This window comes from Enterococcus sp. DIV1307a (assembly GCF_050537425.1).
GTDB lineage: Bacteria > Bacillota > Bacilli > Lactobacillales > Enterococcaceae > Enterococcus > Enterococcus faecalis.
This window is the reverse complement of record NZ_CP172914.1, coordinates 1,833,435-1,854,060: the sequence shown is the minus strand read 5'-3', so window position 1 is coordinate 1,854,060 and position 20,626 is coordinate 1,833,435. Positions and strand designations below refer to the sequence as shown.

Annotated in this window: 20 protein-coding genes and 1 other RNA gene; 13 read left to right on the top strand and 8 right to left on the bottom strand. The window is 36.2% G+C overall.

The window, feature by feature from the left end; all coding sequences use genetic code 11:
* Positions 1 to 5 precede the first annotated feature (5 nt).
* A complete protein-coding gene (locus tag IGL90_RS09035; RefSeq protein WP_002369010.1) occupies positions 6 to 164 on the bottom strand; it encodes a hypothetical protein in 159 nt (52 codons plus the stop codon).
* Positions 165 to 449: 285 nt separating this feature from the next.
* Here IGL90_RS09035 and IGL90_RS09030 point away from each other — a divergent pair, with 285 nt between their 5' ends.
* The 6 genes from IGL90_RS09030 to IGL90_RS09005 all read left to right on the top strand — a co-directional run bounded on the left by IGL90_RS09030 (position 450) and on the right by IGL90_RS09005 (position 7,714).
* Positions 450 to 1,406 (top strand): ABC transporter permease, encoded by a 957-nt coding sequence (locus IGL90_RS09030; protein WP_002356852.1) that lies wholly within the window; start codon positions 450 to 452, stop codon positions 1,404 to 1,406.
* An 11-nt stretch (positions 1,407 to 1,417) separates the two neighbouring features.
* Positions 1,418 to 2,341, top strand: coding sequence for a carbohydrate ABC transporter permease (locus IGL90_RS09025; protein WP_002359877.1), 924 nt, complete (start codon positions 1,418 to 1,420; stop codon positions 2,339 to 2,341).
* 23 nt (positions 2,342 to 2,364) lie between these two features.
* On the top strand, positions 2,365 to 3,831 hold the full coding sequence (locus IGL90_RS09020) for an ABC transporter substrate-binding protein (RefSeq protein WP_048737650.1): 1,467 nt from the start codon (positions 2,365 to 2,367) through the stop codon (positions 3,829 to 3,831).
* A gap of 70 nt (positions 3,832 to 3,901) precedes the next feature.
* Entirely contained in the window at positions 3,902 to 4,537 is a 636-nt protein-coding gene (locus IGL90_RS09015) for a YesL family protein (protein WP_002362905.1), read from the top strand.
* Complete coding sequence (locus tag IGL90_RS09010; RefSeq protein WP_029656915.1) at positions 4,491 to 6,221, top strand: sensor histidine kinase; 1,731 nt, start codon at positions 4,491 to 4,493, stop codon at positions 6,219 to 6,221. The genes IGL90_RS09015 and IGL90_RS09010 overlap by 47 nt, the downstream gene beginning before the upstream one ends.
* 11 nt (positions 6,222 to 6,232) lie before the next feature.
* Entirely contained in the window at positions 6,233 to 7,714 is a 1,482-nt protein-coding gene (locus tag IGL90_RS09005; RefSeq protein WP_002356858.1) for a response regulator transcription factor, read from the top strand.
* A gap of 40 nt (positions 7,715 to 7,754) precedes the next feature.
* On the opposite strand, the gene IGL90_RS09000 is transcribed toward IGL90_RS09005, so the two are convergent.
* The gene (locus IGL90_RS09000) at positions 7,755 to 9,896 is read right to left on the bottom strand and encodes a GH92 family glycosyl hydrolase (RefSeq protein ID WP_002364393.1); all 2,142 of its coding nucleotides are present in this window, start codon (positions 9,894 to 9,896) and stop codon (positions 7,755 to 7,757) included.
* 172 nt (positions 9,897 to 10,068) lie between these two features.
* On the opposite strand from IGL90_RS09000, the gene IGL90_RS08995 reads away from it, so the two are divergent.
* Positions 10,069 to 11,181 carry an FUSC family protein gene (locus tag IGL90_RS08995; protein ID WP_010777821.1) on the top strand — a complete coding sequence of 371 codons (1,113 nt, stop codon included), beginning with the start codon at positions 10,069 to 10,071 and terminating at the stop codon, positions 11,179 to 11,181.
* Between the two features lie 43 nt (positions 11,182 to 11,224).
* On the opposite strand, the gene IGL90_RS08990 is transcribed toward IGL90_RS08995, so the two are convergent.
* Together IGL90_RS08990 and gloA2 are read right to left on the bottom strand one after the other, a co-directional pair.
* On the bottom strand, positions 11,225 to 11,707 hold the full coding sequence (locus tag IGL90_RS08990) for an SRPBCC family protein (protein WP_002356863.1): 483 nt from the start codon (positions 11,705 to 11,707) through the stop codon (positions 11,225 to 11,227).
* A 21-nt stretch (positions 11,708 to 11,728) separates the two neighbouring features.
* A complete protein-coding gene (gloA2, locus tag IGL90_RS08985; protein WP_002356864.1) occupies positions 11,729 to 12,109 on the bottom strand; it encodes an SMU1112c/YaeR family gloxylase I-like metalloprotein in 381 nt (126 codons plus the stop codon).
* 210 nt (positions 12,110 to 12,319) lie between these two features.
* On the opposite strand from gloA2, the gene treP reads away from it, so the two are divergent.
* A complete protein-coding gene (treP, locus tag IGL90_RS08980) occupies positions 12,320 to 13,786 on the top strand; it encodes a PTS system trehalose-specific EIIBC component (protein WP_002388267.1) in 1,467 nt (488 codons plus the stop codon).
* Positions 13,787 to 13,913: 127 nt separating this feature from the next.
* Positions 13,914 to 14,918: a nucleoid-associated protein gene (locus IGL90_RS08975; protein ID WP_002356866.1), complete on the top strand. Its 1,005-nt coding sequence runs from the start codon at positions 13,914 to 13,916 to the stop codon at positions 14,916 to 14,918.
* Positions 14,919 to 14,955: 37 nt separating this feature from the next.
* Here the strand turns inward: IGL90_RS08975 and IGL90_RS08970 are convergent, their stop codons facing one another.
* Positions 14,956 to 15,309, bottom strand: coding sequence for a YxeA family protein (locus IGL90_RS08970; RefSeq protein ID WP_010777820.1), 354 nt, complete (start codon positions 15,307 to 15,309; stop codon positions 14,956 to 14,958).
* Positions 15,310 to 15,507: 198 nt separating this feature from the next.
* Between IGL90_RS08970 and IGL90_RS08965 the strand changes: the two genes are divergently transcribed.
* Entirely contained in the window at positions 15,508 to 16,212 is a 705-nt protein-coding gene (locus tag IGL90_RS08965; RefSeq protein ID WP_002384290.1) for a zinc metallopeptidase, read from the top strand.
* An 83-nt stretch (positions 16,213 to 16,295) separates the two neighbouring features.
* Positions 16,296 to 16,634, top strand: a complete 339-nt coding sequence (locus tag IGL90_RS08960) for a hypothetical protein (RefSeq protein WP_002356871.1) — start codon at positions 16,296 to 16,298, stop codon at positions 16,632 to 16,634.
* A 26-nt stretch (positions 16,635 to 16,660) separates the two neighbouring features.
* On the opposite strand, the gene IGL90_RS08955 is transcribed toward IGL90_RS08960, so the two are convergent.
* The gene (locus IGL90_RS08955; protein ID WP_048737653.1) at positions 16,661 to 17,506 is read right to left on the bottom strand and encodes a PhzF family phenazine biosynthesis protein; all 846 of its coding nucleotides are present in this window, start codon (positions 17,504 to 17,506) and stop codon (positions 16,661 to 16,663) included.
* Positions 17,507 to 17,562: 56 nt separating this feature from the next.
* Positions 17,563 to 18,414, bottom strand: a complete 852-nt coding sequence (locus tag IGL90_RS08950; protein WP_048737658.1) for a PucR family transcriptional regulator — start codon at positions 18,412 to 18,414, stop codon at positions 17,563 to 17,565.
* Positions 18,415 to 18,491: 77 nt separating this feature from the next.
* Here IGL90_RS08950 and tadA point away from each other — a divergent pair, with 77 nt between their 5' ends.
* Both tadA and ffs read left to right on the top strand, forming a co-directional pair.
* Complete coding sequence (gene tadA, locus IGL90_RS08945; protein WP_002362126.1) at positions 18,492 to 19,013, top strand: tRNA adenosine(34) deaminase TadA; 522 nt, start codon at positions 18,492 to 18,494, stop codon at positions 19,011 to 19,013.
* Positions 19,014 to 19,052: 39 nt separating this feature from the next.
* Positions 19,053 to 19,139: signal recognition particle sRNA small type (ffs, locus tag IGL90_RS08940), an RNA gene on the top strand.
* Positions 19,140 to 19,225: 86 nt separating this feature from the next.
* Here ffs and IGL90_RS08935 read toward each other — a convergent pair.
* Positions 19,226 to 20,464, bottom strand: coding sequence for an aminopeptidase (locus tag IGL90_RS08935; RefSeq protein ID WP_002362125.1), 1,239 nt, complete (start codon positions 20,462 to 20,464; stop codon positions 19,226 to 19,228).
* Positions 20,465 to 20,626 lie beyond the last annotated feature (162 nt).

Below are 20,626 nucleotides of genomic sequence, written 5' to 3'. Positions count from 1 at the left end.
TTTATTTATAACAAGAAATCCAACATATTGTGTGTGCATAAAGGCAAATAGAAAAATAGTAGTGAAATAGCTAGTAATAATAAAGAACCAGCTTGCATTAAAACTGCAAAAAAATAAACTACAATTAAACGAATTGCTCTAGTGTTTTTACGGATAAAATTCAAAAATAGTCCTCCTCAAAAATAATTAGATAATATCCTTTGTGAAAATAACAAGTTCTCAGCTTTTATACAACAAATACACACTAGCAAAACCGCTTTATGAGTGAGATTTATCCAATTATTTTTTAAGTTCTTAAATAGTTGTTAAAAAAATATCAGATAAACGTTTTCACAAAGAACAGTCAATTCGGTAAATTTTTACCTTAAAATGATACAAAATCTATAATTTGTTTCTCAAATCCTATAATTTGTTCCTTAAAAAGATATTATGAAAACGCTATTATATTTATGAAAGGAGCGAAACGAATGAAGAAGAAAAACGGGTTTTTTCAAAATGTATGGCGTTATAAGGCCTTAATCCTTATGGCGTTACCAGGATTTATCTGGTTTATATTTTTCTTCTATATACCAGTCTTAGCCAATGTGGTCGCATTTAAAGATTTTCATATTTCACCAGATGGTTTCTTAGCTAGTCTAAGAGAAAGTCCTTGGGTTGGTTTTGAAAATTTTAAATTTTTATTTGCGTCAAAAGATGCTTGGTTAATTACTAGAAACACCATTTTGTACAATGTCGTCTTTTTAGCCTTTAACTTATTCTTCGCGATTGCTTTTGCTATTATTATGAGTGAATTAAGAAATCGTCGCTTGGTTAAAGTTTATCACACGATGTCATTGCTACCATATTTCTTATCTTGGATGGTTATTAACTATTTTGTTTATGCCTTTTTAAGTCCAGATAAAGGGATTTTGAATCAATGGATTACTGGTAATGGCGGCACAATGATTAACTGGTATGCAGATCCACGTTGGTGGCCAGTAATTTTTGTCTTCCTAAATGTTTGGAAGAGTCTAGGCTACAACAGTATTATCTACTATGCTTCTGTGATGGGGATTGATCCGACATACTATGAAGCAGCGATGGTGGATGGTGCCAACAAATGGCAACAAATAAAAAATGTTACGATTCCACAAATTTTACCAATGATGTCTGTTTTATTAATTTTAAACATCGGCGGTATCTTCAGAGCAGACTTTGGTTTGTTCTACATCGTACCAAGAAACTCAGGTGCGCTTTACAACGTGACAAGTGTGTTAGATACCTATATTTACAATGGCTTAACGGCTACTGGTGATGTAGGCATGACGGCAGCTGCAGCGTTATATCAATCTGTCGTTGGGGCATGTTTGTTATTAATTGCGAATTTAGTTGTTCGTCGAATTGAACCAGATTCAGCACTATTTTAGGAGGAAGGATTATGAAAAAGAAAAAAGTCACTAGCGTTAACGTTCGATCCTTCAACCCGACAGCGAATTTGATTTTCAATATTGTCATTGCTATTTTTGCTATTTCCTGTGTGGTTCCGTTTTTCTTTGTTATTATGATTTCATTGACAAGTGAAGGATCATTAGCAGCAAACGGCTACCGGTTTTGGCCAAAAGAATTTTCATTGGAGGCCTATCGTTACATTTTCCAAGGGGCAATGAGTCAACGCATTATTCATGCCTTAGGGGTAACGGTCTTCATTACGGTGACAGGGACGATTGTCAATGCAACAATGACGTCATTATATGCCTATGTCATTTCTCGTTCCAACTTTCCATTTAAAAAATTCTTTACATTGTTTGCGTTAATTACAATGTTATTTTCACCAGGGATGGTTGCGAACTATTTAGTAATGACAAACTTATTGCAATTGAAAGATACAATTTGGGCGTTAATTTTGCCTTTAGCTTTAGGACCATTTAATATTTTAGTGATGCGAACGTTTTTCAAGAAAACCGTGCCTGACAGTATTATTGAATCAGCACGTATTGATGGCGCAAGTGAAATGCGCATTTTTGTCAGCATTGTGTTACCACTAGCCGTTCCAGGGATTGCCACAATTAGTTTGTTTGCGGCTTTGGGTTATTGGAACGATTGGTTCAATGCGTTACTTTACATTCAAAAAGATACCTTGGTGCCATTACAGTATTTATTGATGAAAATTCAAAACAACTTAGAGTTCTTATCAAGAAGTACGGATATGGGTGCAGCAGCACAAGAAGGGTTAGGCGTTCTACCAAGTGAATCGGCTCGAATGGCGATTGTTGTCTTATCTACGTTACCAATTGCGTTAACTTACCCATTTTTCCAAAAATATTTCGTGGGTGGTTTAACAATCGGCGGCGTGAAAGAATAAAATTGTACAGGAGGAAATAAGGAATGAAAAAATGGCAAAAAGGATTAGCCGTAGCTAGCGCAGCAGCTTTAGCTGTAGGACTAAGCGCGTGCGGTAAATCTTCAAAAGATGCAGCGTCAAAAGGTGATGATAGTACACCAACGTTATTAATGTATCGTGTTGGGGACAAACCAGATAATTATGACCAATTAATCGATAATGCGAATAAAATTATCGAGAAAAAAATTGGGGCAAAATTAAAAATGGAATTTGTTGGTTGGGGCGATTGGGACCAAAAAATGTCAACAATTGTTGCTTCTGGTGAAAGCTATGATATTTCATTAGCACAAAATTATGCAACGAATGCACAAAAAGGCGCCTATGCTGATTTAACTGATTTAGCACCTAAATATGCAAAAGAAGCCTATGATCAATTGCCAGATAACTATATTAAAGGAAATACAATCAATGGAAAACTGTATGCGTTCCCAATTTTAGGTAACTCTTACGGTCAACAAGTTTTAACTTTTAATAAAGAATATGTCGATAAATACAATTTAGATATTAGTAAAGTTGATGGTAGTTATGAAAGTGCAACCGAAGTTCTAAAAGAATTCCATAAAAAAGAACCAAATATTGCTGCTTTTGCTATCGGCCAAACATTCTTTGCAACAGGTAATTATGACTTCCCTATTGGTAACCAATATCCATTTGCAGTGAAAACAACTGATACTGGATCACCAAAAATTATTAACCAATATGCCGACAAAGACATGATTAATAACTTAAAAGTCTTACATCAATGGTATAAAGATGGCTTGATTCCAACAGATGCTGCTACAAGTACAACACCATATGACTTAAATACCAATACTTGGTTTATGCGTCAAGAAACACAAGGACCTATGGATTATGGTGATACAATCTTAACACAAGCTGCTGGCAAACCACTTGTTTCTCGTCCACTAACAGAACCATTAAAAACAACATCACAAGCGCAAATGGCTAACTATGTTGTTGCAAACACGTCTAAAAACAAAGAAAAAGCTGTTGAATTGTTAGGTTTATTAAACAGCAATCCAGAATTGTTAAACGGACTTGTTTATGGTGAAGAAGGCAAACAATATGAAAAAGTTGGCGATGATCGTGTGAAATTATTGAAAGATTACACACCAACAACTCACTTGAGTGCTTGGAACACAGGAAATAACTTAATCATTTGGCCAGAAGAATCTGTCACTGAAGACATGGTTAAAGAACGTGATAAGAGCATCGAAGAAGCAAAAGATTCACCAATTCTTGGTTTTACTTTTGTAAATGATAAAGTGAAAACTGAAATCACTAACGTTGCTACAGTTATGAACCGCTACGCAGCAAGCTTAAATACAGGAACTGTTGATCCAGAAGAAACACTTCCAAAATTAATGGATGACCTAAAAACAGCTGGCTGGGATAAAGTTCAAAAAGAAATGCAAACACAATTAGACGAATATATCCAATCTCAAAAATAATCACAGGAGGCTGAGGCATTAGCTGAGCGCTTTTGGCTCAGCCTTTTACATAATAGAAAGGAAGAGGAAGATGGAAAGTACAGGGATTCAGCGGTTGTTTTACCTTTCCTGGACAGTAATCAAACTAAATTTACTGTTTGTTTTATTTAGTTTAGCTGGAGGGATTATTTTTGGTGTTGGTCCAGCACTCCAAATGATGACTGATTTCATTTTGGAAGAGGGCATGAATTATCAAGCAATCACCGTTAAACGAGCATTTGAATCATGGAAAGCACATTTTAAAAGAAGTAACTGTTATTTTTTACTTTTTCTCTTCACTTTAGGATTTGTTTTTTATAATATTTATTTAGCCGTTCAATTTACCGGAATAATGTGGTTAATTATTACATTTATTTTATTTTTTGTTTCCCTAATACTCGTTATTTTTTACATTTATATGCTACTATATGAAGGAAGCTATTTTATCTCAACTATTGATTTAATGAAGCTTTCATTTATCAGTATCTTTTTAAACCTCGGTGTATTTTTTAAAGTCTTATTCGGTGTAATTAGTATCGTTGCTTTAACTTGGAAAATGAAAGGACTGCTACTATTTGCTTCGTTTGCCTTAATTATGATGTGGTGTGCCTATGTCACGCGTAAAAATCGCCAGTTTATTGATGGAAAGTTGGAACAAAATGAAGCGAATCTTCAAAAAACTGTTTAAAAAAAAATATTTATTAAATCGATTAGTACAAAAATACAGTCTACTGTTAACAAGTATTATTTTGTTAACGGTGGCTGCTTTGTGCGTTTATGTTACTTATACAATTAACTTATCAATTGATTCACAAAAAAATAACGCCGTTTCCCAAATTGACAGCTATGTAACGAATAAAAATAATGCGGCGACAAATATGATTAATGAATTAGCTGGCTCTGCAAGTAAAATTGAAAACATGCGAAAATATATGGAACTTTCTCCTCCTGAGTATTTTGACTATACTTACAGCCAATGGTCGGAAGATCGGGTCAGTACCCACTTTGGAAATAATTTAAGTACATTATTTAGCACCTTTCCTGACTTAGAAGAAGTGATTATTCGCTTAGATGAATTTGATCAGGTTTTGTTCGCCAATCGCACAGCTACAAATGGGAAAAAAATGGATATGTCATCAATTAAAAAACATGGCTTTCAACTAATGCGAATTATCTCCGATCCTTATACAGGACAACCGCTGGGAGAGTTGTACACTGTGTTTTCAAGTCAAGAGTTGCTAGGCAACCAAGCAGACTTATTGAAAAAATCAGGTATTAATGCGTTTATCTATGATAGTGCTGGGAATCAAATTTTTTCTGAAAAAGCGCAATTTACCAAAGAAGAAGAGCGGCAACTAGATAAAAGAATGCACACCGATAGTGACATTCAACAGGTTTTTCATAATCGCTACGATATTACGGAAATAGAAAGCAGTGGCCGGAGTACCATTCTCTTATTAACAAGCCGCCGAGTCTTATTTCAACAATTGTTTATGAATTATGCGGCCATTTTAGGGATTGGGTTACTTTTGATTGTTATTTTATTAGTGGGCTTAAACCGCCTGTTTAAACGCTATTCTCAACAAGTCCAATTAATTTTAGAAGCGACACGAGCCATTGGCGATGGCAATTTAAAAGAACGAATTGACACGAATCAAGTTCAGGAAGAATTGAATGATATTGCTTCTGCGATTAATTTTATGGTAGACAGTTTAGATCAATACATTCACGATATTTATACTTTAGAAATTAAGCAACGCGATGCCCACATGAGAGCATTACAGTCGCAAATTAATCCTCATTTTCTTTATAATACGTTGGAATATATTCGCATGTATGCCTTGAGTCGGCAACAAGAAGAACTAGCTGATGTTGTCTATGCTTTTTCAACGTTACTTAGGAATAATATTAACCAAGAAAAAACCACGACCTTGGCAGAGGAAATCTCATTTTGCGAAAAATATGTGTATTTGTATCAAATGCGTTATCCCGATCAATTTGCCTATAAGTTCGAAATAGAAGAAACAATTGCTGATGTTGAAATTCCTAAGTTCATCATTCAGCCGCTTGTCGAAAATTATTTTGTGCATGGTATTGACTATCAACGACAAGACAATGCTATTAAGGTCCACGCCTACCGAGAAAGCGAAAAAATTATTGTGGCTGTTGTGGATAATGGAAAAGGAATTACCGCCAATCGGTTAGAGGAAATTCGCGCACGTTTAAATCAAACAGAAATAGACACGGAACAATCCATTGGATTAAGAAATGTTCATGAACGTTTACAACGCTTTTTTGGGGAGAGTTATGGTTTAACCATTGAAGGGAAAGAAGGAGAAGGGACGACAATTCGTCTTTCGTTTGTAGCATAAGGGGTGAAAAGATGTATCGAGTGATGTTTGTTGATGATGAATATATGATTTTAGAAGGCTTAAAATGGATTATTCCTTGGCAAGAGTTAGGCTTTGAAATTGTTAAAACAGCGCGTAGTGCGCAAGAAGCATTGGCTTTTTTAGAAACAGAATCCATTGATGTTTTATTAACAGATATTACGATGCCGGAAATGAGTGGGATCGAATTAATTGAGCAAGCAAAGAAAAAAGGACATCAATTTATTAGTTTAATTTTATCAGGTTATCAAGAGTTTGATTACGTCAAAAAAGGCATGGCTTTGCAGGTCCAAGATTATCTTTTGAAACCAGTCAATAAACAAGAACTATTAGCCAATATCCAGAGAATTAAAACAGAATTGGACCAACAAAAAAAATCCCATGCCCGCGTGCGTCTATATCTAGAAAATGGCTTGATGCGTTGGCTTAATGATGAAATCAGCGAAGGGGAATACGAAGAGTTAATGCAGCAATTTACGACTATAAAACCAGGTGATTTTACCGTTTTATTGGTTGAAGCTGAGATGCCATTTTTAGAAACAATCAAGGAACTATTTATGAAAAAAGGCCAACTGTTATTCATTGAAAGTTGGATGAGTACGTACCACCAATTGTTACTTATCTATAAAGGGGCCAGACAAGAAGCGTTCTTATTTATTCGTGAAATTGAAGCGATTCTAGCTGGTCAAGGTCAGATTTTTGTAGGGGAATCTGTCAATGAATGGGAAACGGTTTATGAAAGTTATGAGAAAGTAAAACAGTTGCAAGCAATTGAAACGTTCTATCAAGAATTTCTGCCAAATAATCAAAAAGAACAAATGAATCGTTCGGCAGAAGATTTTACTTTTCTAGCGTTTAACCAAGCCTTGATGATTGGGGATATGCAGACCATTCAACGGGAATTAGATGCCATTTTCAATCAGTTAAGTCAACAACACGCTACACCAGAATATGTACGCTATGTAGTCTTTTTACTTTTTTCAGATATTTCCCGTCAGTATCCAACTGTGTTAGAAGAAAACTATGAAAAAATCGTGGAAGAAATTCGAGCCAGCAACAATCTTAATACACTGTATGCGTTAATGCAGCAAGTCTTGGCAGAAGTGAAAAATAAACCTAAAATAAAAAAATATTCAGAAAGTGTTAGCCAAGCTGTAGAAAGAATTGAACAAGGCTATTTAGAAGAATTAAACTTAAAAACGGTGGCGGATGAGCTTCATTTGAACCCTAGTTATTTAGGCCAAATTTTCAAAAAAGAAACCAAGCGGAGTTTTTCTCAATATTTGAATCAAGTGCGTACCAAGCATGCCCAAAAATTATTATTGTACACGGATGATACAATCAACGAAATTTCAGAAAAAGTAGGATTTAACAATACCAACTATTTTTCAAAAATGTTTAAAAAATTAAATGGAATTACGCCAAAAGAATTTCGAGAGCAATACCAATCAAATTACGCAGGTGTCGAAGAATAAAAAGAAAGATGTTCAATTTTTATGAACATCTTTCTTTTTATTATTTTTCCGTACTTAATGAAAACGGTCGTTCTGCTGTGGTTTGTGGATTCGGGACGATCCCTAATTGATAATCTAAAGTCCCGCCGTTTAATAGTTCTTGATGAGTAAAGTAAGGCGCAGTATGTTTTTCTTGGTTTAACTGAATTTCATGAATAAATTGTTGTTGGACTTTGTTTGGTGATGTCTGAATGGTTAATTGTTTACCATTTGACAGTTTTACTTCCGCCGTCTGGACTAAAGGCATCCCGATTACATATTCACCAGCTCCTGGTGTGACGGGATAAAAGCCTAAGCTATTAAAAATATACCAAGCAGACATGCTGCCATTGTCTTCATCACCTGGATAACCAGTTGGTGAAGCATCAAATGTTTGCATTAGTTGTTTTAAAAGTGGTTGAGCCATCTCTGGTTTGCCGATGTAGCTGAATAGAAACGGATAATGGAAACTTGGTTGATTTGAGATGGCTAATTGACCAAAATCAATTGCCGCCATTTCACTCATTTCATGAATTTCAAAACCATAGCCTTCAACGTTAAAGTTAGGCGCTTGATTGCATAGCTGAATTAATTTTTTTTCGAAAGCTAACTCGCTACCATATAGCTTAATCAAACCTGCAAAATCTTGATAAACCGCAAAACTTGATTGCCAAGCACTTCCTTCGGCGTAATCTTTGCCCCAACGAATATCTAAAAAGTCAGGACGGAAATTGCCTTCAGTATCCTTGGCTTGCATAAAGCCAGTTTCAGGATTAAAAAGTTGTTGATAATTCAAGGCTTGTTGACGATAAAACGTTGCGGTCTCTGAATCATTCAGTGTTTTTGCAACTTGTGAAATGCAGAAATCGCTGTACGCATAATCTAAGGTATGATTTACAGATTCATGATAGGTTGAAGGAACATAGCCATATTTTAGATAATCCAGAGTTCCTTGACGTCCATAATTTTCTCGTTCGCTTTGTTGTGTAGCGCCTTTTTTCATCGCTTCTAGGAACTGAGGCATCAAGTCAGGACGAATCTTTTTCACGGCGGCATCAGCAATGACAGCGTCAATCAAGGTGCCGGGCATTAAACCACGCTCATCTGGAGATAACCATTTTGGCAAGAAACCTGTTTCGTTGTAACTATTTAAAAAGCCTTCTAGCATCTCTTCGTATTTTTCTTGAGCAATTAGTGAGAACAATGGGTAGACCGTTTTATAAGTATCCCAAAAGCCATTATTGGTATATAGTACACCAGGACGAACCGTTTGCGAGAACGTATCATAATGAATCGGCTGCTGATTTTCGTCCAATTCATAAAAGGTTTGCGGAAATAGGAATGTTCGATACAGTGTATGATAAAACGTTTTAGTATGTTCAGGGTTTTCATGCGTTACTTTAAGGCGATCGAAATAATTATGCCAATCTGCGATTCCTTGTTGCAGCATCTCAGTAGAACGCAAAGAGATTTCTCGCGCTAAATTTAACTGCGCTTGTTTTTCAGAAATAAATGAACTACTAAAATGAACAACTTGTTGAGCAATATTTCCAAAAGAAAGAAGGATTTTGCCATCTTCACCTGAAGAAGGGGCAAACCATTTGGTTAAAGGCTGTTCAAAATGAAGCACAAAATAAAAACTAAAATCTGGATCTTCACAACCAGAATAGTTGATGACTTTTACAGCCACTTGATGGTCATCTAATTGTTTTACTTGATAACGTCCAGGCAGAGTTAGTAGTAAGTGATTATCTTTTTGTTGATAATCAATGGTTAAGATACCCCCATACATGCTTGGGATTAATTGAGAAGTTATTTGATAGCGTAATTGAGTTAAGTTAATTTCAACAGGAGAAAAAAGGCTTTCTTCTGGACGATAAGAACTTTGGGCATGGAATAAAGAAAGTTCCGACAATGAACCACTGACAGGGGTCATTAATAAATGACTAAAATCACCCATCCAAGGACTTGGTTGATGCGTTACTCGATAGCCTTGAAATGTTCGATCTTCTGGATGAAACCACCAGCTGCCTTTTTGGTCAGTTGTTTGCGGGGCGTAAAAGTTCATCCCAAATGGCACGCCAGTATAGGGTAGACAATTTCCGTTTGAAAAACTATGTTGGTTGGCAGTTCCGTGTCGCGTATCAATCGCTTGAATATTCATGAAAGTAGCTCCTTTGTTTTAAATGATATATCATATAGGCTGATTATAGCACAAAAAACAAGAAATGAAAGCGTATTTATTTGCTTTTTTATTTATTTTTAACGAATTGGTATATTCAATTTGAGGAGGGAATTGACAAGCATGTTACAATGGATAAGGAATCGATATTGGAGTGATTGTTATTTATTTTTTTAGTACAAAAAGTCAGCAATTTTTTGCGTATGTTTGGGCCATTTTCCCAGTCATCGCCTTTTTTTTGGTTAGTTTTTATACATTGGATTTTTTATTTTCCCCAAGCTATTTAATTATGGTGCCTGTATTTACTATTATGTTTAAAATTAACTATAAAAAAGATTATTCGTTTGTAGCGCTGCTCAAAATGAGTATCAGGCAATTTGTGATCAGTTTTTTAGCATTTATAGCTAGTAGTTCCTTTAGCTGGTCTATTATTTTAAATAGTAGTGTGACATTTTTAATTGTTTATTTATTTTATTCATCTGCGACACCGATGCGGTATCATAGTTATTTGATGATGTTTACGTTTTGTCAGTTAATCCAGGTTAAAGGAAATACATTTTTGATGCAATCTCAAGTTGTGGCCTTTTTAATCGGTCTTTTTTTATTGGCTTTAACACTAAACGCTTGGTGGCAAACAGGATTAAGTCAGCTAACCAGCTTAAAGAGTAGAGGCCATGTTCGCTTTTTTAAAAGCATTCAATTAAATATGAAGCAACAAAAATTGGCGGTTATTAATTTCTGGCACGACTTACAACAGACTTTTTTTGGGATCACAAGTTTCAAACAATTTTTAGAAAGTCCTGACGAAAAGGTGCAACGATTTCGTTTAGCTATTCGTATGAGTTTCACCATTACGCTGAGTTTTATTTTAATGTGGAGTGTAGGAGGCATTAAAATAATTTGGATTCCGATGAATGTTTTTCTACTCTTGCATCCAGTGAAGGCAGAAATGAACACGCGTATTAAGACACGTTTTTGGGGGACTCTTTTAGGATGTTTCCTCAGTCTGTTTGTTGTCAATTGGCTTCAATTGCCATTGACACACCTCGTTGTTTCTAGTTTGATTGGCATTTTTGTTTATGCCCTAAAACCAGGAACCGTGTTACAAGTGACAATGGCAACGATTTTTGGGTTATGTTTGGCAACAATTAGTTTACGAGGGATGTACGCCGCAGAGTTGCGGGTCTCTTTTGTATTATTGGCAATTTTTGTTGTTTGCTTAATTGATTTAGGTTTATTTGTTTATCAGCGTATCTTGCGTTTTTAAAAAGTGTGGCACAGAGGGTTATTTACCCGTTGTGCCACACTTTTTAATTTTCTAAATTCGTTAATTTTTCTAAGTAATGATTTTCTATTTGCGGAAAATCTATTTTTTCTGGTGCTGCATCAGGAGTTTCAACTACTTGCTTCAAGCGGTTGAGAACAATTGACCAACCAGCGATATCTTTATGGCGAGGTGTTGTAAAATTTTCTGGGAGAGATTCTGAAAAGACTAACAGGGTCTGATGAGGCGCTTGTTCTTTTAAGTCAAAATAGATGATACCAGTATCCCAAGTCACGCCCAGATATTTTTCCTCTGCATAGTCAGTGAAAGGCATTGTTTCTTCAAAATCGGGCAGAATAAACCGCCAAAACCCGTTAACACCTAATTCACCAATTTCTAATTCTGGAAACCATTGTTTTAGCTTGTCTGTCTCAGTCAGGTAGCGCCAAATCGTTTGAGGGCTGGCTGAAATTGCCCGTTCTGTACCAAAATAAATCGTCTGGTTTTCTAAGCGAAAGGTATCTTTCATTTTGTTTCTCTCCTTTATTTATTATTCATGAAGTTCTAAAGGTAGTCCATCTGGATCAAAAAAGAAGGTCATTTTTTCACCCGTAAAATCATCTACTCGTAGCGGTTCTGTTTCAATTCCTTGCTCATTTAAAAAAGCAATCACTTCTTCAATATGTTCAACTTTAAAAGCTAAATGACGTAATCCTAAAGCTTCAGGATAAGAGGGGCGAGCGGGAAATTGATCAGAAATGAAAATTTCCAATTCTTGGCTGCCTAATTTTAAATCTAATTTAATATCGTTTTTTTCGGGACGATGATTTTCGCGAAGAACTTCAAAGCCCAACTTTTCGACATAAAAATTTTTAGTTGCTTGATAATTTGAGGCATTGATTGCCACGTGATGAATTTCTTTAAAAAACATTTTTTATACTCCTTTTCGTTTTTTCCCTCTGTAGTATAGCAATAAAGAAGCAGCTAAAAAAGCGTTCTGTTTGACTCTTTAAGAAAAGACAAGGGATTTGTAAAAAATAAAATTATTTTTTTGAAAGAAAGCGCTTGCCAAAAAAAGAATAATCAAGTATGATGTATATACAACTTAATTGTATATACAAGTTTGAGAGGAGAATGTAAAATGGGTAAGTTTCAAAGCGATGCACAGCAGTTGTTGAAAGCAGTAGGAGGCAAAGAAAATATTTCAGCTGTTTCTCATTGTGCAACTCGAATGCGTTTTGTATTAAAAGATCCAAAAAAAGCGGATGTACCTGTGATTGAAGATATTCCTTCTGTAAAAGGAACCTTTACAAATGCTGGACAGTTTCAAGTAATTATTGGGAATGAAGTCCCACAATTTTATAATGATTTTTCTGCAATTTCCGGTTTAGAAGGGGTTTCAAAAGAAGAAGGGAAAGCAGCTGCCAAAAGTAATTTGAGTCCTGTTCAACGAGTTGTTTCTGTTTTAGCTGAGATTTTTACACCATTAATTCCTGCACTTGTTATCGGGGGATTGATTTTAGGGTTCCGCAATATTTTGGAAGGGGTTCCATTTGGCTTTCTTGATGGTCAAACAATCGTGGAAGTTTCTCAATTTTGGAATGGAGTCAATTCATTCTTATGGTTAATTGGCGAAGCAATTTTCCACTTCTTGCCAGTTGGGATTACGTGGAGTATTACGAAGAAAATGGGAACCACACAAATTTTGGGGATTGTCCTAGGGATTACATTAGTCTCACCACAACTTCTGAATGCTTATTCAGTTGCGACGACTAAAGCAGCAGAAATTCCTTTCTGGGATTTTGGGTTTGCTCAAGTTAACATGATTGGTTATCAAGCGCAAGTTATCCCAGCTATGTTAGCCGGCTTCTTGCTTGCCTATCTTGAAATTTTCTTTAGAAAAGTGATTCCTCAAGCAATTTCAATGATTTTTGTCCCATTGTTTGCTTTAGTACCGACAGTATTGGCTGCACATGTCATTTTAGGACCAATCGGTTGGACGATTGGTAGTTGGGTTTCTGATATTGTGAATGCAGGATTAACGTCAACATTTAATTGGTTATTTGGCGCCGTCTTTGGCTTTATGTACGCACCATTAGTTATCACTGGGTTGCATCATATGAGTAATGCGATTGATTTACAGTTGATTGCTGACTTTCAGTCAACCAACTTATGGCCAATGATTGCTTTATCAAATATTGCACAAGGTTCAGCAGTTTTAGCGGTTATCTTTATGCATCGTGGAAACAAAAAAGAAGAACAAGTTTCGATTCCAGCAATGATTTCTTGTTACCTAGGTGTGACTGAACCAGCGATGTTTGGGATCAACTTAAAATATGTTTATCCATTTGTTGCGGGCATGATTGGTTCAGCAATGGCAGGAATGTTTGCCACTTTAATGGGCGTTCGTGCGACAAGTATCGGCGTCGGTGGCTTGCCAGGAATTTTATCTATTGTGCCACAATATTACTTGCCGTTTTTAGTCGCAATGGTGATTGCGATTATCGTACCAATGGGCTTAACTTATATTTTCAGAAAGAAAGGCATCTTTAATAAAGTCGATCCAGTTGATGAAGCAACAGGGATGTTATACAGCGAAGAAGGGTAATCGCTTTTTGAAGTTAAGAAGAATTCGTAGACATTTGTCTACGAATTCTTCTTCTTTTTATAGAAACTATTGGCTTTTTTCTCTCTTTCAGTTAGACTAAAAAGGTTGAGAAAAGGAGAGCGTAAAAATGGATATTTATTTAAAAAAAGCAATTTTACACATTATTGATCGAGAAACTGGGACGCCGGTTTTCTCTGAAAAGGAACTAGATTTAACCACTGAGTATATTCGAACGTATTTAACTGCAAAAATTTCAAAACTTTCGACTGCACAAACAAAGACTGGAACATTGGCGGAAAATAGTTCCTTTGTTGACACGTTACGTGGGATTCCTAGTGATTTTGTGAAGAAAAGCCAAGAAGTTACCCAACATTGGTATGATGTTTATTCAGGAAGCGAAGATGCGCCTAGTGCTGATATTTTGTTCATTTTATATGAATTAGATACGGTGTTACATGTCGCAATGATTAAATTAAACTATAAAGAAAGTTACACGCATTACGTCGACTATGAAGAAGAATCCGTTTATAACAAACTGATTATCAATCGAGCAATTTTGTCTTCAAAATCACAAAAACCAGATGAAGGAATTACAGTTGACTTAGATACATTAGCGTTTGAATTACTAGAGAAAAGATATGAATTTTCAGGAGAAAAAATCTGGTATTTCTCTGAAAAAGTGATTGAGACGCAAGCGGCACCTTCCATGGAAGAAAATATCAAAGAAATTAAAAAGGCAGTCAAACGCATTGGAAAGAAATTTAACGAAGATGAGTTTGAACTAATGGCTTCTGTAAAAGAAGCGGTATATGATAGCATTGAGGAAACGGGAACGATTGACAATGAGCAGATTGCTGAGCAAGTATTTAAAGAAAATGTATCAGCTAAATTAGCTTACCAAGAAGAAGTGAATGAGTCGAAGTTTGTCGATAAAACACCGCCAGTCAGAGAATCTCGCGAAATTTCTGAAAAGAAATTTGGCAAACAAAAGTTAAAAATGGATAACGGTATTGAATTAATTGTTCCGTTAGATGTTTACCGCAATGGCGATTTAATTGAATTTGTTAATAATCCAGATGGTACAGTGTCCATCATGCTAAAAAATATCGAAAAAATTAGTAATCAATTATAAAGAAAAAACCGTTGGTCGCTTGCCAACGGTTTTTTCTTTATTTTAATTTTTCTAAAGCTTTTTCAGGGACTTCTTTTTCTGTCACTTCATTCCAGCTGATCACGCCTTTACGGGGATTAACTTTCAATTTTAGATAGGCTTTCATACGCAAAGGTTGATCACGGGATTCGTTTAATTCCACGGTTTTTTCTTCACCGTTTTTATTAAACGCAGGTTGTTGATAGTAATAAATGGTCATTGCTTCACCAGAATTTGTTTTTTCATCTTTCTTTTCACCAGATGTTGTGATTTGTGTATAATAGGTTTCTCCACCGTAATAATAATTATAAACGCCCCAGCTACCGCCTGCTAAAATGACTATGGGAATTAATATTTTTAGTAATGTTTTCATTTTCCTCACCTCAAGGAATAGTATGCCTTTTTTTTAGGAAATTTGCCATATTTTTTTCCGTTAATTGAGTGACAATTTTGTTAGTTTCGGCACTTTCTTGAAAAATTCATCATTTTTTTAAACAAAAGACAACGTTTGTCGCTCCCTTTTTTTCACTATCATGCTACAATAAAGAAAAAAAGATGGAGGTAGAGGACAATGATGCCCTTTTATTTTGGAATCGATCCAACCTATATATTGGTAATTATCGGAATTGCGATTTCTGGTGCGGCCTCCGCATATGTTAACAGTACCTTTCGTAAATATGATCAAGTACGAAGCAGTAAACATGTTACAGGCACGCAGGCAGCACAATATATTTTACAAAAAGAACAAATTAATGATGTTGGAGTTCAGCAAATTGCTGGTGATTTAACTGACAATTATAATTCTGGAAACAAAATGTTGAGCTTATCCGAAGCCACTGCTCAATCGACATCGGTCGCGGCTATTGGCGTGGCGGCTCATGAATGCGGACATGCGGTACAAGATCATACGAACTATGTGCCTTTACGTCTTCGTGCAGCTATTGTTCCAGTTGCCAACATCGGTTCAACCATCTCCTTTCCACTAATTTTGATTGGTGTTTTATTTAGTTGGAATCAAACATTAATCAACATTGGAATTTTGGCTTTTTCATTAGCCTTGATTTTTCAATTGGTGACTTTACCGGTGGAGTTTAATGCGTCTAGACGTGCATTAAGTATTCTTTCTGAAGGTGGGTTATTAACAGAAGAAGAAGTCCCAATGGCCAGAAAAGTTCTTTTTGCAGCTGCACTTACCTACGTAGCAGCTGCGCTTTCGACCTTTTTACAACTTTTACGTTTGGTTATTTTATTTGGTGGCAACAACCGCCGAGACTAAGTGCCAGCAAAGGTCTTTCTATTACGCATAAAAGTAATAATATGTTATGATTAAAATAGAAAATAACAGAGGAGCTGAAGGAAATGAAAGCATCAACAAAAATTGGTATCGGTTTAAGCATTGCTGCAGTTGCAAGTGTCTCTGTTGCAGTCATCGCTTCTGAAAAAATTATTAAGAAGGTATCTCATGTTTCCAATCGTTATAAAGTTAAAAAGTTTGTAGACGATAAATTTGATGGAAACCAAAAATTATTATCGATTGTCGATGATTTATCCGATGATGAATTAGATTCTGTTTTAAATGTTGTGGATCGTGTGAAAGATGGCGGTTCAAAATTAGCTGAATATGGCGAAAAAGTTAAAGACAATACAGATTCTTTAAAAGAACGCTTTTTCACATTTATTGAAGATGCAATGAAGTAAAAAAGATGGCCTAGGCCATCTTTTTTTTATAAAAATAATTCTTTTGTTTCAACATAATAGCCTCTGCCACCAACTAGAACTTGATCAATTGTCTTTTGGGATGTAGTGTTCAAACGCACTAAGACTTCTGAAGGAGCGTTTAAGGTATAACCTTGGGCAAAGGTGTAATTGGTTTTTTGTAAAATTTGGTGATGGTACAGATAACAAGCTAACGCACCATTTGATGTACCAGTAGCGGCTTCTTCATCGATGTCATAAAGGGGTGCAAAATTCCTACAAATGATATTTTCTTCAGACAAAGCAAAAAGATGCATCCCGATAACTCCATACTTTTGACTAAGTAACTTAATTTTTTCAAAGTTTGGTTGTAAATCCTGTAATAATTGCGCATTTTTAATGGGAACCAAAATATCTTTTAGACCCGTTGACACAATCTGGATAGGAAAAGCAGTTGCCACTGCGTTTAAATCAAAGCAGCCGCTCAATTCTTCTAAAGTGAGCGTATCATAAAAAGTTGGGACAGTTTGTTCCATAAATAGTTGTTCACCGTTCGCCGTGATTGCGAGCAAACCGCTGTTCGTTTCGATTGTATATGCTGTTTGCAATAATTTATTTAAGTGCTTCATGATGGTGAAAGCGCCAATTGTCGCGTGGCCACATAAGTCGACTTCTTCTTTTGGTGTAAAATATTCAAGGCGGAAATCAGCAACCTTTGAGTCTGAAATAAAAGCAGTTTCTGCAAATCCTAGTTCTTTGGCGATGGCCATTTTTTGGGTTCTCGTTAAGGGCTGTGTCATAAAAACAACGCCTGCTTTGTTGCCACCTTCGTGGTTTTTACTAAATGCACTAGCGACATATGCGGTAATTTTCATTGGAACGCCTACTTTCTAATTGGGAATAAAAAACATACGAGTAAAAAATGGACGTACTACTTTCTTAATAACAAATAACAAAAGATTAAATCATCCATTTTTTTTAAAGATAAGCCAGTTTGTTCAAAAAACTTTTCCAACCGATAGTGTAACGTATTTCGATGCATAAATAAATCTTTTGCAGTGGAGCTGATATTGCCTTGATTTTTCCACAAAGCGCTGATGATTGGCTGAATATCGGTGTCTTTATTTAATAAACGACGATAATACTCAACAAGTACATTTTGGCTCATGGCTTCCTTGGTAAAATAGTGGAGGGCGACATCGGTTAAACTAAAAACAGTCGTCCGACTAGAGGAATTAAGTTCTTCTGAAAAAATACGTTGTTCTTCATGGAAACAACGCCGGAGAATGTCTTCAGAGGAATAAAAATTGCCAACAAATACAGCACTAGTGCAATCAAAGTCTGTATCTAATGTTAAAAAAATCCCTTGAATTTCTTCTTGTTGAAAGGTATTTTTTGACTGTTCTTCAACTAAAATATACATATTATTACTTGGACTGAAACAATCAACTGTATCTGGAAACATCTTTGTTAAATTAAATTGCCATTCAGCTTGTAATTCTTTTGTGACATTCGTTTGAATTTGCAACATACGAAAGGTCCCTTCGGCAGGTAATTTTGCCTGTTGAAATAAGTAACTGAACCAAGGATGGTTACCAGTAATGGTTGGGTTTTCAGAAATCGGGAAAAGCGCTTCCAACAAACGCTGTTCTTTAATACTTAAGAAAGCTTTATTCACAATGAAAAATTGGTCGTCAACAGGAATTGAATAGGTGGCTTCGGAACCAATTGTTTTTGATAAATAGCCTTTGGGATAAAGCTGAGATAAATTTTCAATAATCATAGACACACCTCACTGATTTATTGTACCATGAAGCAAGACAGAAGTTTAGTGGGAAAAAGCCGAAAGGTGGAAATTAATTGGGAAAAAAAGAAACAACGTTAACACAAGAAGAAAAAGAATTTTTTATGCGAGAAGCCATTGCAGAAGCGAAAAAAGCAGAAGGTTTGGCTGAGGTGCCTATTGGAGCTGTAATTGTTCGGCAAGGGGAAATTATTGGCCGCGGGCATAATCTGAGAGAAGCACGGCAAGAAGCAACGGCGCATGCAGAAATGTATGCAATCCAAGAAGCGTGTCGCGGGATAGAAAATTGGCGTCTAGAAGAAACCCAATTATTTGTAACTTTAGAACCTTGTCCAATGTGTAGTGGGGCGATGCTTTTAGCACGAATTCCAGAAGTTTATTATGGCGCAACTGATCCTAAAGCAGGCACTGCTGGGACTTTGATGAATTTATTAGAAGATGAACGCTTCAATCATGTGGCCTATGTCGAAGCAGGCGTTTTAGAAGAAGAGTGTCGCTTATTGTTAGTTCAGTTCTTTAAAAAGTTACGGGCAAAGAAAAAAGAAGAGAAACTTTTAAAAAATCAAAAGAAAGACTAGTCAAAAGAATAAAAATACGTTATACTAGGTTTTGCCGAAAGGCTAGGACAATGGCGGGCTAGTGAATTGTGTCAGATCCGGAAGGAAGCAGCACTAAGCAAGTGCCGCCATGTGTCTGATTGAATAAGGAACGTATCAAGGCTGAGAAGCCTTTTTTTATTTGAAATAAAAAGAAGCAAGCCGTTATTTTTACGGCTTGCTTCTTTTTAAATTTATGCCCAATCGCCATTTCTAAAAACTGGAACAATCGTCCCGTCTTCCTTAATGCCGTCAATATTCATTTTGTCAGATCCTACCATAAAGTCCACATGTGTTTGGCTACGATTTAAACCAGCTTCAGCTAATTCTTCTTCGCTCATCTCCGTGCCGCCTTGTAAGTTGAAGGCATAGGCCGAACCAAAGGCTAAATGATTAGAGGCGTTTTCATCGAACAATGTATTATAAAAAATCAAACCGGATTGTGAAATTGGTGAAGGGTCTGGTACTAAAGCAACTTCTCCTAAGTGTTTGGCACCTTCATCAATAGCTAAGAGATTTTTCAATGCTTCTTCGCCTTGTTCAGCTGAGAAGTCAACAACTTTTCCATCTTTAAATGTAAATTTCATTCCCGAAATGATTGTGCCAGCATAACTTAGTGGTTTTGTACTAGAAACATAACCATCAACGCGGCGACTATCTGGGGCGGTGAAAACTTCTTCTGTTGGCATATTAGCCATGAATTCTTCCCCACGAGCGTTATAACTACCAGCGCCTTCCCATAAATGGTTTTTAGGCAAACCAATCGTTAAATCTGTTCCAGGAGCTGTGTAGTGTAAAGCAGTAAATTGTTGTTCGTTTAATTCAGCCGCTTTTTCTTGTAATTTTTTATCATGGATATCCCAAGCAATGACTGGGTTTTCTTCATAAATTCGTGTTGTTTTGAAAATTTCATTCCAAAGTGCATCAACTTGTTCTTCACTTGTTGCTAATTCTGGAAAGACTTTAGCTGCCCAGCCTTCACTAGCAGCAGCTACAACAGTCCAACTTACTTTGTTGGCTTGCGTTGCTTTTCGTAGGTTGACCAATGCTTTCCCATTAGCCGCTTGGAAAGCTGCTACACGTTGTGCATCCACGCCAGCTAATGCATCAGGATTAGAAGAAACCACGCTAATTCGGCTTGCGCCTTTGGCAATCCAATCATCGGTTTGATCAATTTTATATTGAGGAACATTTTCAATACGATCAGTTGCAGCATGAGCTAAAAATTCACGTTGAATGGTTTCGTCGCTCCATTGAACAATTACTTCGGCCGCGCCTAAGCGATAAGCTTCTTCCGTAATTAAGCGGGCAAGGGGCGCTTGATCGACACTGATTTGTAAAACAACCGTATGATTGTCCTGAACATTGACACCCGTTTCAGCAATTAAACGTGCATATTTCTTTAGATTTTCATTAAAATTCTCTAAGGTCATTCGTGATTCCTCCTTCAATTTGATGGGTAATGACTGCTCATATCATAACACGGAAGAGCGGGGAACTCAACGAAATAAAGCCTTTATCAACTGTTATTTTAAGTTGGGGTAAAAGTTGTCGTGCTCCCGCTCAGTGAACTTTTGTACAAAGAGTTGTTCTAA

What these genes read in the sequence shown, in the direction of transcription:
- IGL90_RS09030 (WP_002356852.1), top strand. Translation starts at nt 450, where the DNA reads ATGAAAGGAGCGAAACGAATGAAGAAGAAAAACGGGTTTTTTCAAAAT.
- IGL90_RS09025 (WP_002359877.1), top strand. Translation starts at nt 1,418, where the DNA reads ATGAAAAAGAAAAAAGTCACTAGCGTTAACGTTCGATCCTTCAACCCG.
- IGL90_RS09020 (WP_048737650.1), top strand. Translation starts at nt 2,365, where the DNA reads ATGAAAAAATGGCAAAAAGGATTAGCCGTAGCTAGCGCAGCAGCTTTA.
- IGL90_RS09015 (WP_002362905.1), top strand. Translation starts at nt 3,902, where the DNA reads ATGGAAAGTACAGGGATTCAGCGGTTGTTTTACCTTTCCTGGACAGTA.
- IGL90_RS09010 (WP_029656915.1), top strand. Translation starts at nt 4,491, where the DNA reads ATGGAAAGTTGGAACAAAATGAAGCGAATCTTCAAAAAACTGTTTAAA.
- IGL90_RS09005 (WP_002356858.1), top strand. Translation starts at nt 6,233, where the DNA reads ATGTATCGAGTGATGTTTGTTGATGATGAATATATGATTTTAGAAGGC.
- IGL90_RS09000 (WP_002364393.1), bottom strand. Translation starts at nt 9,896, where the DNA reads ATGAATATTCAAGCGATTGATACGCGACACGGAACTGCCAACCAACAT.
- IGL90_RS08990 (WP_002356863.1), bottom strand. Translation starts at nt 11,707, where the DNA reads ATGAAAGATACCTTTCGCTTAGAAAACCAGACGATTTATTTTGGTACA.
- gloA2 (WP_002356864.1), bottom strand. Translation starts at nt 12,109, where the DNA reads ATGTTTTTTAAAGAAATTCATCACGTGGCAATCAATGCCTCAAATTAT.
- treP (WP_002388267.1), top strand. Translation starts at nt 12,320, where the DNA reads ATGGGTAAGTTTCAAAGCGATGCACAGCAGTTGTTGAAAGCAGTAGGA.
- IGL90_RS08975 (WP_002356866.1), top strand. Translation starts at nt 13,914, where the DNA reads ATGGATATTTATTTAAAAAAAGCAATTTTACACATTATTGATCGAGAA.
- IGL90_RS08970 (WP_010777820.1), bottom strand. Translation starts at nt 15,309, where the DNA reads ATGAAAACATTACTAAAAATATTAATTCCCATAGTCATTTTAGCAGGC.
- IGL90_RS08965 (WP_002384290.1), top strand. Translation starts at nt 15,508, where the DNA reads ATGATGCCCTTTTATTTTGGAATCGATCCAACCTATATATTGGTAATT.
- IGL90_RS08960 (WP_002356871.1), top strand. Translation starts at nt 16,296, where the DNA reads ATGAAAGCATCAACAAAAATTGGTATCGGTTTAAGCATTGCTGCAGTT.
- IGL90_RS08955 (WP_048737653.1), bottom strand. Translation starts at nt 17,506, where the DNA reads ATGAAAATTACCGCATATGTCGCTAGTGCATTTAGTAAAAACCACGAA.
- IGL90_RS08950 (WP_048737658.1), bottom strand. Translation starts at nt 18,414, where the DNA reads ATGATTATTGAAAATTTATCTCAGCTTTATCCCAAAGGCTATTTATCA.
- IGL90_RS08935 (WP_002362125.1), bottom strand. Translation starts at nt 20,464, where the DNA reads ATGACCTTAGAGAATTTTAATGAAAATCTAAAGAAATATGCACGTTTA.